Origin of the sequence: Vibrio sp. 99K-1, assembly GCF_013114585.1 — a bacterium.
In the GTDB taxonomy this organism is placed as follows: domain Bacteria; phylum Pseudomonadota; class Gammaproteobacteria; order Enterobacterales; family Vibrionaceae; genus Vibrio; species Vibrio chagasii_B.
Map to the genome: position 1 here is coordinate 161,711 of NZ_VTXF01000002.1, position 16,712 is coordinate 178,422.

At 43.7% G+C, this 16,712-nt stretch carries 12 protein-coding genes; 6 read left to right on the forward strand and 6 right to left on the reverse strand.

Annotation, left to right across the window (positions count from 1 at the left end; all coding sequences use genetic code 11):
* Window positions 1-113: 113 nt before the first annotated feature.
* Window positions 114-1,451 (reverse strand): MATE family efflux transporter, encoded by a 1,338-nt coding sequence (locus tag F0228_RS02630; RefSeq protein WP_171761857.1) that lies wholly within the window; start codon window positions 1,449-1,451, stop codon window positions 114-116.
* A gap of 210 nt (window positions 1,452-1,661) precedes the next feature.
* Window positions 1,662-2,531: an AraC family transcriptional regulator gene (locus F0228_RS02635; RefSeq protein ID WP_171761858.1), complete on the reverse strand. Its 870-nt coding sequence runs from the start codon at window positions 2,529-2,531 to the stop codon at window positions 1,662-1,664.
* Between the two features lie 115 nt (window positions 2,532-2,646).
* On the opposite strand from F0228_RS02635, the gene F0228_RS02640 reads away from it, so the two are divergent.
* From F0228_RS02640 to F0228_RS02650, 3 genes are all read left to right on the forward strand, one after another.
* Entirely contained in the window at window positions 2,647-3,795 is a 1,149-nt protein-coding gene (locus F0228_RS02640; protein ID WP_171761859.1) for a PLP-dependent aminotransferase family protein, read from the forward strand.
* Window positions 3,796-4,055: 260 nt separating this feature from the next.
* Window positions 4,056-5,045, forward strand: coding sequence for a rhodanese-related sulfurtransferase (locus F0228_RS02645; RefSeq protein WP_171761860.1), 990 nt, complete (start codon window positions 4,056-4,058; stop codon window positions 5,043-5,045).
* Between the two features lie 156 nt (window positions 5,046-5,201).
* Entirely contained in the window at window positions 5,202-5,459 is a 258-nt protein-coding gene (locus tag F0228_RS02650; RefSeq protein ID WP_032498145.1) for a YdcH family protein, read from the forward strand.
* Between the two features lie 54 nt (window positions 5,460-5,513).
* Here the strand turns inward: F0228_RS02650 and F0228_RS02655 are convergent, their stop codons facing one another.
* Entirely contained in the window at window positions 5,514-6,788 is a 1,275-nt protein-coding gene (locus tag F0228_RS02655) for a HAMP domain-containing sensor histidine kinase (protein ID WP_171761861.1), read from the reverse strand.
* Window positions 6,760-7,428, reverse strand: coding sequence for a response regulator transcription factor (locus tag F0228_RS02660; protein ID WP_061032939.1), 669 nt, complete (start codon window positions 7,426-7,428; stop codon window positions 6,760-6,762). The genes F0228_RS02655 and F0228_RS02660 overlap by 29 nt, the downstream gene beginning before the upstream one ends.
* A 104-nt stretch (window positions 7,429-7,532) precedes the next feature.
* Here F0228_RS02660 and F0228_RS02665 point away from each other — a divergent pair, with 104 nt between their 5' ends.
* Window positions 7,533-8,699 (forward strand): DUF5666 domain-containing protein, encoded by a 1,167-nt coding sequence (locus F0228_RS02665; protein ID WP_171761862.1) that lies wholly within the window; start codon window positions 7,533-7,535, stop codon window positions 8,697-8,699.
* A 112-nt stretch (window positions 8,700-8,811) separates the two neighbouring features.
* Window positions 8,812-9,279: a GNAT family N-acetyltransferase gene (locus F0228_RS02670; RefSeq protein WP_171761863.1), complete on the forward strand. Its 468-nt coding sequence runs from the start codon at window positions 8,812-8,814 to the stop codon at window positions 9,277-9,279.
* A gap of 26 nt (window positions 9,280-9,305) precedes the next feature.
* Here F0228_RS02670 and F0228_RS02675 read toward each other — a convergent pair whose 3' ends face one another.
* Window positions 9,306-12,221 (reverse strand): alkaline phosphatase family protein, encoded by a 2,916-nt coding sequence (locus F0228_RS02675; RefSeq protein ID WP_171761864.1) that lies wholly within the window; start codon window positions 12,219-12,221, stop codon window positions 9,306-9,308.
* Between the two features lie 358 nt (window positions 12,222-12,579).
* Between F0228_RS02675 and F0228_RS02680 the strand changes: the two genes are divergently transcribed.
* Window positions 12,580-15,261, forward strand: coding sequence for a hypothetical protein (locus tag F0228_RS02680; RefSeq protein WP_171761865.1), 2,682 nt, complete (start codon window positions 12,580-12,582; stop codon window positions 15,259-15,261).
* A 115-nt stretch (window positions 15,262-15,376) separates the two neighbouring features.
* Here F0228_RS02680 and manA read toward each other — a convergent pair whose 3' ends face one another.
* Entirely contained in the window at window positions 15,377-16,582 is a 1,206-nt protein-coding gene (manA, locus tag F0228_RS02685) for a mannose-6-phosphate isomerase, class I (RefSeq protein ID WP_171761866.1), read from the reverse strand.
* Between the last annotated feature and the right edge of the window lie 130 nt (window positions 16,583-16,712).

Here is a 16,712-nt window from a genome sequence, read left to right on the forward strand (position 1 = left end):
TTTGATTGACCGATTTTAACTATCTCATCGGATACAAAAAAGCGCCGTCTAAATTTACTGTGTAAAGATAAACAAGCGCTTTCATAAAGTTTTAGAAGTGACTTTAGATAGAGTTAATTCGTCGCCCCATTAAGACCCTCTTTTGCCGGGTAACACTTCTGTTTAACCTGAGTGATGAACGGGTACAGGAAGGCAATACGCCCAAGGTAGAACAGAGTAAACGCTAGCCACAAACCATGATTACCCCATGCACCAACAGCTAGTGCTTGGACAACCAAGAACACCAACAAAGTCGCGATGCTAGAGTCTCGAACCGGACGTGTGGTTCCTGTTCCAGTAAAAATGCCGTAAACCGTTAAGCCAAAGCCTGCCACCAGCGGGAACACAATCAGCCACGGGGCCATCTCTTTATACAAGGCAACCAGCGCTGGAATATCGGTAAACAAGAAAACAATCATGTCTTTGAAAATCAAAGTTAAAAGCGTCAGCGCAGCAATGAAACCTGCGGTCCATTGGAAGTTAAGCCTTAGCACACGATCCAACACCGACGCATTTTTCTGCCCCACCGCTTTACCCGCAAATACACTCGATGCGTTAGCAATACCATCAAACATGTAACTAACAATGAAAGTTACCTGCATCAAAATTGCATTAGCGGCAAGAACATCGGTACCCAGTTTAGAACCGGTACGTGCCATCATATTGAAGAACACTAAGATACAAATTGTACGTAACAGTAGGTCAGTATTCGAAGAGATGATTGTCGACAGGTCTTTCTTGGTCATCTTCGAGCCTTGTAGGAACTCAGAGACCGAGATGTTGCTGGTCTTCATAACCAGCGTCATACCAATCGCAAAGGTGGTGATTTGGGCAATCAAACTTGCGTATGCCACACCCGCAACACCTAAGTCGAAATACAGGACAAACACCGCGTCTAATACAATGTTCAGCACGTTGCCAAACACTTGTGTATAAAGGACTTCTTTGGCTTTCGCCTGCCCCATCAACCATCCAATAATGGTGTAGTTGAGTAGCACAAAAGGTGCGCCATAAATCAAAATACTGAAGTAGATGTGCGCTTGATCAGCCACGTTAGCTTCAGGCTCTATCACCCACATCGCACCTTGCCAGATCAGGGGTTGTATCAAGATAAAGATCACCCCCACCAAACCAGACAACACGAATGGGCGCATCAAGCTGCCTGCCAGTTCCGAGCGTTCTCCCTTGCCTAACGCCATTGCACTTTGCCCAGTGGTGCTGACACGAAAGAAACCAAACAACCAATACATGGTATTCATGATGATGGTGCCAATCGCGACTCCACCTATCAGTTCAGCAATACCAAGTTGCCCAATCAGAGCAGTATCCACGGCACCGAGCAGAGGCTGAGTAACCGTAGAGATAATGAAAGGGAAAGCGATTTTCAGATAATCTTTGTGAGTAATAGTCATGTTTACTAGCAGGTGATATTAAGAACTATTTGCAATAAGAAGGTGATGCTATCGTTTAATCCGTACGTTGTCATCTTTTAATGGAGTACATTATCAACAAAGCGTGTCTATCTTCGTCTACCTGCATAGAATCGTTGGCAGCTATTGGTCGTGCTAATTTGTCCCAACAAAAGAGCAAAGTCTGGTTCAACAAAACAGCACAACCATCGATTAGTAAAAACTCACGGGAAGATAGAAATCAAGTTCAAACACTTCATCACTATTAAGGAAATGATTCTGATGATAATGCACATAGGCGGGAGTTGAACGCTGCTTGAAACCTGATGTAGGTAACCATTTTTCTAATACCATACTGATCTGTGGTAGCAACTCTCCATAACGGCCATTGAGTCGAAACACGGCATGCAAACCACCGGGAATCACCATCTGATTAACCACGCAACGGTACTTAATCGGTTCACTGATCGCGATACACGCCACATAGCGACACTGGTCCATTTCGACCCAAGCAGGGTTTGAATGGTGCAAACCAAACTGGGTCGAAAAATCACGTTGCTCAGAGTTCGCCCACGCTTTCAATATCAACCACGCATTGCGAATAGAACGGTTATAGCCAGTGTGGCGAACATAGGCTGCCATACGTTCAGGTGTTTCCACTATTTTGGGTTCGGGTAGTATCCGCTGTGCGACATTTTGATAACCCGCCGCCACTTCAGGATCTTTCAAATAAGGCTTTTCGGCGATCTGTAAATCGTGTTTGCGCCACTCGCCCGGAGACATATTAAAGGTCGCTTTAAACGCTCGGCTAAACGAAGACACCGAACTGAAACCACATTTATTGGCTATCTCAACCACCGACGAGCGGGTATCGAACATCAACTGATTAGCGGCATACTCCATTCGGGTACGTCGAATGTATTGATGTAACGACTCCCCCACCACACTTTTGAACGTGCGATGAAAATGTTGCTCTGAGTAAGCCGCAATCTCAGATAGCGCTTTGGCAGACAACGGCTGACTGATGTCTTGATGAATATGGAACAGAACATCATTGATTCGAGATATATGTTGACGTGACATCGTTTAAATAGCATAAATGGACATGTTTAAGAGCATAAATGGACACGCTAGTTTTTACAATTGCCGTGTAATATCAAGCGATAGAATAAAAACGGAAAACGACGAGACACAACACATGGAAATCGCACAGTCATTACAAAAAATTCAATCTTCATATATTCGAGAGATCCTCGCTGCAGCAAGCGATCCAAACGTCATCTCACTGGCCGGTGGTCTGCCGGATGAGAAAACATTCCCAATCGATTTAATGAAGCCAACGCTAGAAAATCTAGCGAACATGCCTGAAGTTTTCCAATACGGCTCTACGGCTGGTTACGGCCCATTGCTTGACCATCTAACGCAAAGCTACCAATTGCCAGAAACTCACACAGCGATGATCTGTACAGGCTCTCAGCAAGGTCTAGATTTGATTGCTCGTGCATATGTTGACCCGAATGATGTAGTTGTGATGGAAGCGCCGAGCTACTTAGGTGCGATGCAAGTGTTTGGCTTGGTTCAAGCAAACATTGTGACTGTGTCTCAAACCGAATTTGGCCCTAACCTAGATGAACTAGAAACGTGCTTTGCCGAGCAATCGCCAAAGATGTTCTACGCGGTGCCAGATTTCCATAACCCAACGGGCGTATGTTGGACAACAGAGACTCGCCAAAAAGTGGCAGAGCTGTGTATCAAATACAACGTCGCGTTTATTGAAGATGCACCATACCGAGAGCTACGTTTCACAGGCACAGAGCTGCCGTTGGTTTCGTCTTTCTGCCCTGATAACTCTATCGTTCTTCGTTCATTCTCTAAGATTGCATCACCTGGTTTACGCATCGGTGCGGTAACAGGCAAGCGCAGCTACCTTGAGCCGCTGATTAAAGTGAAGCAAGGCGCAGATTTACACTCAAGTGTTCCGATGCAGGCCCTACTGCTTGGCCTTCTAAAACATCAAGACTTTAACGTGCACATGGAAAGCATCCGTTCACTGTACAAGTCTCGCTATGAAGTGCTGTTTTCAGAACTAGAAAAACAACTACCTGCTAACTGTGTATTGAAAGCCGTAGATGGCGGGATGTTCATTTGGGTTGAGATTCCAGAGTGCGATACTTTTGAATTGGCTAAGACCCTACTTTCAAATGGTGTAGCCGTTGTACCAAGTCCAGTATTCTATCCAAAGCCAGATGGAGCAAAAGCCGCACTGCGCTTGAACTTCACTAACGCTAACCCAGAAGAGCTGACTGAAGCAGTGAAGCGCTTAGCGGAAGTACTTAACCAAGCGTAGTCGCTAATTAAGTAAGACAGATTCAACACAAGCCCTGCTGTATTTGTACAGCAGGGCTTTTTCGTTCCTCAAACCGTAAATCCACAATAAAACAGGTGATAAATAGCCCTACACTTGGTTGGTTTTTGTCCTACATCGCCTTAGTTATACTGCGGCGGATTTTAATAAGCCATCATGACGAGCTAGGCTTCAATGTCCAGCTATGATCAGAATAGGCAACCGCTCTGGATTTACGTTCCAGCTCGCAGAAAGGAAAAACCATGTCTCAATATGTTGTATGTGCTCTGTATAAATTCGTAGCACTTGATGATTACCAAGAAATTCGCCAACCGCTAACTGAGCTTCTAGAAGCCAATAACATTCGCGGTACTTTGTTACTCGCAAGTGAAGGTATCAATGGTACCGTTGCTGGTAAGCGCGAATCTATCGACGCTCTTCTTCAATGGTTCAAGCAAGACACTCGCTTAGCGGATGTTGTTTACAAAGAGTCGTTCAACGACGAACAACCATTCAACCGCACCAAGGTTAAGCTTAAGAAAGAGATCGTAACCATGGGTGTTGAAGGCATCGACCCTCGCCATGTTGTTGGTACTTACGTTAAGCCAAACGAATGGAATGACCTTATCTCTGATCCAGATGTGATCTTGGTTGATACTCGTAACGACTACGAAGTAGATATCGGCACATTCAAAAACGCAGTAAACCCGAATACGGAAACTTTCCGTGAATTCCCTCAATACGTTGAAGATAACCTAGACCCGAAGAAGCACAAGAAAGTCGCGATGTTCTGTACTGGTGGTATTCGTTGTGAAAAATCAACGGCCTACATGAAAGAACAAGGCTTTGAAGAGGTTTACCACCTTGAAGGCGGCATTCTAAAGTACCTAGAAGAAGTACCAGAAGAAGAGAGCATGTGGGAAGGCGATTGCTACGTGTTTGATGGTCGTGTTGCCGTTAACCACCAGCTAGAAAAGAGTGGCTACGATGTATGTAACGCTTGTCGTCTACCAATCACAGAAGAAGACAAAGCCTCTGAGCATTTCGAGAAAGGCGTAAGCTGTCCTAAGTGTTTTGATAAGCACTCTGAGGAGCAGAAAGCGCGTTTCCGTGAACGTGAAAAGCAAGTACAGCTATCAAATGCGCGTGGTGAAACCCACGTAGGTGGCGATGCTGCTCACCTAATCGAACAGCGCAAAAAAGAAAAACTGGCACACAAAGAGCAACAACGTTCTGGTAAGAAAGCTCAGTAATATTTGATTCTGCTGAAATAACAAAGGGCATTAACGTATCCACAATGGAAGGTTAATGCCCTTTTTTGATCCTACTCTCGCTTTGTGTTTAGGGACACATTTATCTTCAAAAATAGGTTCTATACTGAAGTTAATTTGATGAAAGAGGAAGTGCCAATGCTCAATGAAAACCATGCCTTTATCTTAGATTTCCCAGAGCTAAAATTAGACATTGTTCAACTCAACCACGACGACGAAACCTTCAAAGCGGACATGCAGAAATACCATCAACTCGACTACGACATCCGTCAGCTTGAGATCTCGGGTAGTCCAATTGATGACGACAGCATGCACAACCTAAAAGTAGAACGCATGGAGCTCAAAGACTCGCTTCACAAGCAACTCACTCGACATCACGCCCTGAAAATGGTGTAGCCATACAAACACTTAGTGTGGCCGCAATCGTCACACTAAGTGATTAGCTAAACGTTAAGTTACCTTATTCCCATCAGAAAAATTCAAATAGGTATGAAACCTCTCGCCATCATCTCTGGTTTCAAAATGCCAATTCATACGCTCACAAATACGCTGAACAATAATCAGACCACAGCCGTAGCCTGCGTTATAGGTTTCGTTACCATCATGCCTATTGACGATCACCAACTCTTTCTCAATCAATTGAATATCAATGTCGCCGATACTGTAGCTAAATGCATTCTTGATTAAGTTGTTCATGACCACGGTGATGAAGCTTTCAGGCGCATACACGGTAGCTGATCTTGAAACATTAAGGCGGTAGCTCGCATCCTGTTTGGCAAACAAAATTGCCAACTCTTTCAGTTGCTGTCGGACCATGGTTTCTAAATCATGCTCAGAGAAGCGGTGTTCATCGACACTTTCTTTCCCAAGCAGCAAAAACATCTCAGTCAGAACACGCATTTGTTCACTGGCTTCTTGAACTCGATTGATAGCTTTCAACGCCACAGGAGGCTGGTTGTCGACTTTGGCGAGTAAATCTGCAGAACCTTGAATTACCATGATTGGCGTACGAAGTTCATGAGCGGCAAAGCGACTAAACTCCTCTTCTCGCTGAAAGTAGCCCGATATATCGTTTTTAGAATCGAGTAGAGTTTGCTCGATATGACGGGTTTCCGCGTAACCAGTTGTCACCTCAAAAGAGGGCTGGTCGGGCTGCATTAAACTGATTTTTTGCTCTATCTGATTCAGTGGACGTGACAATGAACGCACGACATAAACACTATAAAAAACCATAGCCAAGGAAATAAAGCCCCCCAACAGCATGGTGTAATAGTGGAGGCTCCACTCGTAGTTATCTAGGTAATCATCTGCATCATCTTGAAAGACGATGTACATCATCCCCTTGCCCGAAGGATGCTTCAAAACGATGAAATGTTTGTCCTCCGCCCCCAGAAGGTATTCATAGAAGCCTGGTGTTTTATAGTAACTTAACCAACGGGGTAATTCGTTCTCGCTCCAATAGGTGGAGAACTCATTCGGATTGGGCAATAAGGTATCTTCACCATATAACTCATACTCTGCGGTATAGCGGTTCGCTTCAGTATCTAACCAGTGGTGTAAGCTAATGACTTCCATCTGATTTTCGGCCAAATAAATGGCTGTCCAGAACATGCTGAACATAACAAGTGTCATGATCCCAAAACTTCTACGAATTTTCTTGTAGATACTTGGGTACGTGCTTTCATTGACTGAGCTTTTACGCTTTAAGTCGGTAACCTTGTCCATGAATCGTCTCTAATCTTGAATGCTCAAAACCCTTATCAAGAGCATTACGTAAACCATAAATGTGACTTCTTAATGCATCACTCGATGGCGATTCGTCTCCCCAAACTGAGTCAATCACTTCTCTGCGCGACACTATTGCTGGGGCATGTCGAATAAGCACTTTCAATATTTTCAATTGAATACGACTTAGCTTAATCGGGTTCTCACCACGGAACACTTCATCGGTCTGGGAGTCCATCGTGATATCGGCAAAGCGCACTTTACCAACATCTAGCCTAGGACCACGGCTTGCCAATGCGTGCAGTCGTAAACTCAATTCTTGCATCGCGAAAGGTTTCAGCAAGTAGTCATCACCACCCGCTTGGAATGCTGCAATTTTGTCGTCCAGCTGCTCTTTTGCTGTCAGAAACAGAATAGGAGTACGACATGCTTGCTCTTGTCGCAGCTTTCTGACCGCCGAAATGCCATCTAATTTTGGCATCATGATATCCATAATAATGACATCGTAATGGTTTTCAGCCACTAGCTTTAATGCCGCTTCGCCATGATATGCGCAGTCAATACCAATACCTTCTAACTCGAGATAATCAGCAATGGTTTCAGAGACACTATGGTTATCGTCAACAATCAAAACTTTCATCGATTTATTTCACCTTTCTTCACGAGTGCTTCACGTTCGAGTCTATAAGATAGCGCCTAATTAAAACAAATAAACTTAAATTAATTCTATTAAAGAGTATAAAAATGAGAAAGTTAGCGTTAATTACAGCGATTAGTTTAGTCCTAGCTGGTTGCGGTGGCGGCAGTAGTGACAGCAGCAACACAAACGAAGCTCACACACCTTCATCTATCCAAGGCACGATCGACTCTGTTTCAGGCGATACCATTGTTGTTAATGGTTATAGCTATCAAGTAGGCAGCGCGAACTACGCAGGCGAAGAAGTCGCGATTGCTGACCTAGAAAAGAACATGATGGTTTCCATCTCCTCTAACGCTCGCAGCGCATCCACTCATGCTAGTGGAACCCAAGTTGGTCTTGAACCGACTATCGTAGGTCTGATTGCAAATACCAACCACGTAAATGGCACATTTGAAGTCAACGGCATACCTCTAACTTTCTCAGCGCTTTCGACTGAGATTGAAGATGGCGATTGGGTGATGGTGTCTTCTCTACCGACCGCTAACGCAGGTTACAAAGTACTGTCGGTAGTGAAATTCGAACACTCTAACTTAACAGAATCGGTTGAGGTTGAAGGACTAATCAGTGATTTAAATGAATCAACGTTCAAACTTGGCGCAAACCTCAGCGTTGATTATTCAAATGCTCAAATCGATAACGACGATTACAGCTCTGAGTTATCTAATGGTCTTTGGGTTGAAGTAACAGGTTCAATGACAGGCTCAATATTGAAAGCTGACGAAGTGGAAGTTGAAGACTTTGATGACGTCAGTAGTGACACGGAAATCGAAGGCATTATTACTTGGGTGGCGAACGACCAATCATCATTTGATTTAAGCTATAAAGGTCGCTTTATCGTAAATAACAGCACTCGTTACGAAGACGGCAATAAATCGAACTTAACCGTTGGTGCGGAAGTTGATGTCACAACGAAAAAAGCTAACGGTGACAATGTTGCAACCGAAATCGAATTTGAACACGACGATGATGCACAAGATTGGAATGACAACGATATCGACCTAGAAGGTATTGTTCAGAGCATTGATGAATCAGCATTGAGCTTTGTTATTCAGACAACTTCTGGTAATCAAACCGTCTACGTTAACCACAACACTCGCTATGAAGATGGCTTAACGTTCAACACGCTAACCAATCAACGAGTTGAAGCAGAAACTTATAAGGTAAATAACCAATACATCGCTAGCGAAATCGAAGCTGAAGACAACAACTAAATGTCATGAGTTTAAAAGCCACGTATCTACGTGGCTTTTTCATTTAGTATAAATATCAGCCGCTTATGGTATTGTTTGCTTATCCAAGATTCAGGGTAAGGAAATAGAAGGAATGACTATCATATACGGAGAACTTCGATTAGAAACCGTCTTAAGCTCCGAGTTTGGCGACCTGTTTGATTGCGTTAAGCAAGGTATCTTCGAACACGTCGACAATGTATTTGGCTGGGATGACGAGTTTCAACGTAACCGCCTCTCAAACGACTACCACCGCTCTTGGTTTCATTGGGTGTATAGAGACTCTCAAAAGGTCGGGCTTACCTGCTTCAAACCTTATGACAACGCATATCATATCCACCTTCTGATCATTGACCCTCAATACCAAGGCAAAATGCTCGGTAAAAAAGTAATGTCACTCATCCACACCAAAGCCCTTCGAGAGCAACGAAATCAAGTCACCCTCTCTAGCTTTAGGAGTAACGCTCGCGCCATCAGATTTTATCAGGCGCTTGGCTATAAAGTTGTTGATGATAGTGATGAGGATTTTGTCGGAATGGCTCTCTCCCTAAATAACCATTAATGAGCCATTAGGGAGAGAATAAAACATTAACGAGCTGAAGTAATATCCAACTTATTCAACAATGAAGGGAATCCCCAACCATTCTCGCCTGCTACTACGGGTTCTCCGGTCAAGTACTCATAGAGAGTCGGTGCTAACGAACCATTGGCTTCGATCTTTAATGGTAATGAGTTCTCACCAATTGGGGAGCCCCAGAATCCGATAAATGCATCTTTCTCTAAATAGTCTTCACCAGCGTGACGCCCCGGCACTATTGTGTTGTAACCAATTCCCGCTTTAGGGAACAAATTAATGGTACCGGCTCTATCCTCAAGATAAATGTTAGCCAGTTGATTGACCGAATCAGGTCGAGGAGTCAATTGGGTTAAATCCGTCCACTCACTGCGACTACACCACGTTGAATCATCTTCTTTAACTGAACGGTTTACGCACTTTTCCACCAACCGAGAGTAAACAGAAAAGTCAGCTTTACTCGGTGATGCAAGGTATGGGTTTAACGTTTGTATATTCAGTAAAGTAGGTGCCTGATTTCCCATTAACGACTCATAAAATAGCTTGTCACCGTGTCGAGTGATCAACTCGTCAACGCGCTTAAGATCGCGATTGCCGATCACTCGAACAGAACAAGCTCGCTCGTCACAGGCACTCTCTCTCACCACCATATAATCGAGACTCTCAGGTAAGCGTTTTGCTATCTCGTCAATAACATTAATGCTGTCACCTTTGTTTGCTGCAATGGGCGCCCACTGTAACAACTCTTGATAAACAGGCTGTACAGTCCAACCCTGCTTTGAGTTAAAGAAATCCATCATAAAGTTGCCACCCGCGGTCGAGGCAACCACGACATCAACATGTTTAGAGCTTGGATAATTCAACGCATTCGTTATTTTAGGCCCCTCACCTTCATCCGAAGAAATTTTCTTCACCACAATTGGGTAATCAAGCTCTGTTTGTAACCCATCAAAAACTTGCTTCTCAGGATTCAATGAATAGAACACAGGTGTTAACCCGTGATCCCCTGCCATTCCCCACAACGTTCTATCGTAGACACCTGCGCTTTGGTAAGTCGCCTCAATTTGACGAATCCAATAATCCAAGCGATTTAACTCACCGGTTGGCATCAAAATCTCATCACTAAAAGGCCCTGTAAAATGGGCGAAATGATCGGGCCACGGGTTATACACCAAGGTGTAATCTGGCATCCCGTTGCCATCAAGCTCCGCCAACTGAGTGATCGACTGTTTAACTAGCGCTTTTTTAGAGAGCTTGGTGAACAAGTCAAAGCTGGAGATAGACTGGTAGGCCTCGATGTCTTCTATCAAAGCCGTTCTTTTCTCTCGTAAAGCGACTTCAACTTCAGAGCGTGCCTGAAGCTCTTTTACACAACGTTTCTCACCGTAATCGCGTAATGACTCCCCTAAGCCTAAGTTCACCAGACCATCATAACTTGTATGCGCATTCCAATCGTATTGAGCATTACAATTCAGAGTTTTAAGGTATTCGAGACGATCAAACATCGTCTGTACCTTGTTGTCTGCCATTAGTACATCAAGCTGTAGAGCATCATTCCCAAAGAAGTAATAAGCTCGGTCGATATCCCTGTCGACAAAGTGGAAGTTAGGCACACCTGTACCACCTTCACCAGAAACCTTAGCGCCCGTTTTGATGATAGGCAGGTTACGCACGCTGATGGTTGGAGTCGACGAGATACCGACGCGGCTAATGTTGTCTCGATGATCTTGATAAAGCTTTTTAAAGAAAGGCAGATAATGTGGATCACGGTAGGTTTGTTCAGATAGAACTTCCATGAACCTCACTTGTTGCTGATGACCTGGCTCAATAACACTTTCGAAGCTCGGCTTATATTGACTACGTTGTTTATGATTGTGATAAGCAACCGAAATAAAAGGGGCATTTTCATCAACTAAACCCTCAATCAACCCTTGCTGTAAGCCATCTACCGTCACTTGCACAGCAAAACGTTTATTCTGTTGGGATTCCAAAAACTGGATTAGAGAGTCAGGCTGCTCATCAAAAGCTTGCTGCATCCAATCATCAAGCGCTTCAGCTCGCTCATCTTTATAAACAAATTGTCGGTAGGCTTTGAGTAAGTTCAAGCGAACAAAATCAATAAGCGTGATAGTAAGAGCTTGTGCTTTGTTATTCGACTTATCGGCATTTTCCGGCTTACCATCCTCGGCAATTGCGAGCATTGCCGATTTCATGTCACCCTCTTCCATTCCCGACGCTGCCTGAGCAATTAATTCGACAATAATCGGTTGAATCTGATTAATGATTGCTAAATCTTCAGGACTGTTAGTTAAATAGGTGTAGCTCTCTGGCAATGTGTCCATATCTTGCCAAACGCCAATCTCAAACAGCGCATCGTAGATCACAACCATGTTCGCAATGAAGTGTTCGTCGATTCGAATGCCCTCATGATGTCCGGTTGCTTCTGTGGACGTATCAGGCTCTTTGTAATCAGAATCAGGCGCAGCACCCACATAGTAGAGGCTATGTTCAAAACCTCTTAATACCTCATCATCGTAGATTGTCGATAGGTATGCTTTAAATACATCTTCACTACCCAAGCCCGAATAGCGATCGTAGTAACTATAGAGAAAGTAGCCCAAAGGAATGGAGTAAGTCGGGTTAGACAACTGAGCGATCACCCGCGCTTTCGTTTTAGCATCTAAAGGCAGTGCGAGAATGTACGCATCTAGCGTTACGCCCGCGATCGTAAAGATCGCTGCATCGCGAGTTAGTGTGGCCGAGTAACTCAGGCTTGAAAGCACCTGATTTTTCAAAACCTCACTTGAACTGAATACGCCACCAATGACAGGCGTTGTCGACATATCGGCAACACTAGGCGTTGATACAACCGCTAACGAAAGAGTGCTAAATAAAAAGGCACGGCCACGACTTTGGGAATAGAAACTCATCAAATATCCTTAGTTTAATGTGTTTTTATAAATGTAACTTATTGTTCCAGTTTACTTTAATAACTCAAATATGCCCAATACCGCATATCATCAGTTCCCCCTGAGTAATACTCATTAACTGGTAATAATATCAATTACAAACACCAATCATTCACTAGAGACATGACTCGCATATAAAAATATACAAATTTGATGCGACTCTAGAATAAAAACTCCTGCGGTTTCCGCGCAATCCCTATTTGATACATTCCACATCAATGGCACTCGATTTATAAATAGTCATATTTATCAATGACATTCCGCCAATTGATTCCTGAGTCAAAGACTTTTATCAATAACTTAATAAAGGAGAACTAACATGAATGGTCAACGTTCACTGTTAGCAGTGGCAATAGCCCTAGGGATAGCAGGATGTGGTAGCGACAGTTCGGATAGCTCCACAACTAATACGGGTGGTTCAACGGCAACAACAGCATCTCTTACCGCCAAAGCCGCAGATGGCTATCTGGTAGGTGCTAATGCATGCTTGGATCTAAACAGCAATAAAGTGTGTGATAAGGATGAGCCAAATGCAGTAACCGGCGACAATGGTGAATTTACCATTGAGAACTTAACTCAAGAGCAACTAGAACAGAGCACTCTGTTGATTGAAGTTGTAGCAGGACAAACCATCGACACTGATAACCCTGGTGTTGTGTTGAACAAAAGTTACCGCTTAACGGCTCCGCCACAATCAGAGTTTATTAGCCCGTTAACCACACTTATACAAAATGAAATTGAAAGTGGCGCATCATTAGATGAGGCCAAAGCAACTATTCAAGAAAAGTTAGGTACTACGCTCGACTTAACTCAAGATTACATTGAGGCCAAAAATAACGACAAGCTAGCGGACTCACAAAAAGCAGCTTTTGAGAACCTACACCGCGTTGCTCAAGTAACCGCGTCGGTCATGGCAGAAAATACTGACGCCCTATCAGAAACTGCAGCGAATTCTGGTATTTCTGTAGAAGCGCTCACGGCCTTAATTAATGAAGAAGTGACTCGAGTCCTAGATGAAGTCGTCAAAAATATTGAAGCAGCGGGAGAGAACTTCAACCCGAGCGATATTGCTGGCAGCATTAATCGCGATCACATCGCCATTGATGACTCTAATCTTGAAGATAAAATTAAAGAAAACGAGGCAAATAAAGGCTCTAAGAAAGCCGACCTTGCGAAACTCATTAAAACGGATGGCATCAATTGGTTTGGCGGTGCGAATGAGGAAAATACAGACTTAGTGGTCGCTTATGGGACACTAAAAGCAGATTCCGATAATTCAGTCAGCGAAATCAGCTACATCTATGACTACTTTGCAGAACAGTTTGTTGAAGTTAAAAGCACTCCTGACGCTAATGACATGGTTTTGGGTCAAAGCGGCTGGGAAACAAGTAATGACACCTTAACTAGCATCAAGCCAAATAAAGACGGTAGTGTCATTCTCGAGTCGAACAGCTCAATTTTTAATGTAATTGCTAGCGCTAAGCAGTTGGATATCAGTGGTCTTAATGTTCGCTCAATCATGGACCAAACCGATGGTGAGAACGTTTGGTCTCTAATTATGCCTGCAGGATTAAAATTCCCTGACAACACAACAGCATACAAATTATCTGTAGAAGACATCAATGACAACATTTATACCTTTTACAAGGGTGATTGGTGTGCGGAACACGATCCAGACCGCTACCAAGCACTTAATAACTCGTGTAACGGAATTAGCGCCTTCAAGAATGGCAGCGATACGTGGCTTGCGACTTTAGCATCGACCATCGCTGAAGATGAATCGGATCGTCATGACATGGAATATAACAACCATGCAGATCTAATTCCAATGGCAGGAATAGAGGGTGCTGAAATATTTGCACAGCTTCTGCCCAACGGTACCGTGGTTTATTATTCGAGAGCCTGGGAGCTAGACTCTACATTCTCCAGATTATCTGAACTCGGTTCGTGGGAAGATCAATCAGTGAATGGCGAGGTATTACGTCAAGTAACAATTCCTGAATCCATCCACTCGCAAACCACATGGTCAAACTATCAAAGACAAGATAACTCTGCTTACCTATCTGTTGTCGACGGGTTTGTACGAATTACCTACAAAGAGACCGAAGAGATTGATAGTGAGGCCTATATCTTTGATGAAGCGACTAAGCAGTTCATTTTGGATAACGCATTAACACCACAACCTCTACATCCTCTGAACCTGCAGGCTTGTCTTGACTCGCTACCAGATGCCGGGTTCGCACCAGTAGCCAATGACGTCACGGTTTATGATGTACAGCGCACATCTATGTGGGAAGAGGATCCTGTTACCGAAAATCTAACTTATGAGTTTACCTATCTTGGGAATACTTTCTCTTGGCTGAATAACGTTACGTTGGTCACTGGACTTCCAAATTGGATTTCTGACCTAGAAGGTAGCCTAGAAAAAACGCGTATCGACATTAAGGATTCGGAAGGTATTTTAATCGGGTATGAGTTCTCATATAGCTCTGAAGATCACTATCTAGGTCAAGAAGGCTTTAATTCTGATGACTCACTAGGTTGGGGCTCAGCGAAAGCAGTATTGCCACTAGCGGTTGCTGATAACCAAAAGATCATCAATCAAACGGTAGACTTTGGAACGTCAACTAACGCCCCACTCACCTCTCAGTTCGATTATTGGTGGGACGAAGAGAGCGCTGAGGCAATCGAAATAGAATATCCTGGGGTGAGAACCGTTTCTATGGAAACATCACTGGATGAAATCATCAACGGACGACCTTACTATCTATCTACTTTTGACTACCAACAAACCTATGTAGGTAAAGAAGAAATCACAGTACCTGCAGGTGATTTAGTAGCATGTAAAGTAACAAGTAAGACGCAGTTCGTAGACTATGGACCTACTGATACTCAAACCACCTGGCTTACCAACCGAGGCTCCATCAAGTCTATTAAAGAAGAACAATCTTGGGGTATGTCGATTGTAATGGAGGCAAAAAGCTTACCTTCTATTCAATAATCGATAAATAATATGAACAAGCCAATATCTTATTGGCTTGTTCTTTTTCTTATTAGATCTTCAAGCCAACCTATTAATTTGCCAAACTTGATAGCATTTCCAGCTGACTCCTCCCTTAATTAAACGCTCTAGCCACTCGTCCTTTACTGCTCAATTCATAATGACCAATATAGGCTGGGATAAATACCGATTGCCCTTTGGTGAGTGTTAGGTGTTCACCTTTCTGACTCATCAACGTTAAATCATCATCGATTGCCATTAAGATTTCAGCGCCGCTTGTGATGACTTCTTCTTGCTGAGGGCTATGAAAGATATTGAAATTGAAATCACTGACAGGAATGTCATAACTATCACATCGCCCTAGCTTGGAGGGCACCAATAACAAGTGTTCAAACGAAATTGGCGTAAACTCTGTGCACGCGACTAACTCAGGGACATCAATGTGTTTTGGCGTTAAACCAGCGCGTAACACGTTGTCTGAATTTGCCATGATCTCGAGCCCGGTCCCCTTGATGTATGCGTGCGGAGTGTTTGCATTCAAATACATCGCTTCACCCGGCTGTAGTGTGATCAAGTTAAGCAGCAGAACGCAAAACAAACCGATATCATTCGGGTACTGGTGGCTAAGCTCAGTAACCAAAGCAAACTCAGATTGACCTTGGTGAGCGACTGCGTAAGTCAGAAGTTGTTCTAATGCGCGGTGTTTACGTTGGTCATTCAAGGTTAGCAGATCACGAAAAAACACTTCTAAACCGTGAGAGTCAAGTTGGTTGCCAAACTCTTCAACCAAACCAGCCAGCTCGCTCGAATCCAACTTTTTGAACAAACCTAATATTTCATTGAATTCACGAAAGCCATTCATCGCTTGATATTCAGTGATCGCGTAGACCAATTCAGGTTTGTGGTTCGAGTCTTTGTAATTGCGGTGCCCTGCAGTCAGAGGAATGCTGGCCAGTTCCTCTCTCGCAAAGCCAATTTCAGCTTGGCGCTTGTTTGGATGGACCTGAACCGATAGTGCTTTTTCTGCCGCTAAGATCTTAAACAAAAACGGCAGTTCACCGAACTCCTGCGCAATATCAGTAGACAAATAAGCCGGTTTATTCTTGTTAATCAGCTCAGATAGCGGCACCAAATGTTGGTCCAGCTTGACCATTGAGCAGCCCTTCGGATGCGCTCCCATCCAAACTTCCGCTTGCGGCTCTTGTGACTCATTCTTAAAGCCAAACAGTTCATGTATCGAAGAAATACTCCCCCATGCATAATTCTGGATGGTGTTTTCCATTGGGAAAAATGAGTGTTCTGAGAAATGGCTGAGTGACATGGCGCTTTCCGTAATGAGCCCTTTGAACACAATTCAGAGAGCTAATTCTAATAAGGTAAATAAATTAGAAAGGCTACAGAAGGCGACCAAAACCCACATGAGATGAGGTCTTAGACGTGTTAGGAAAAAT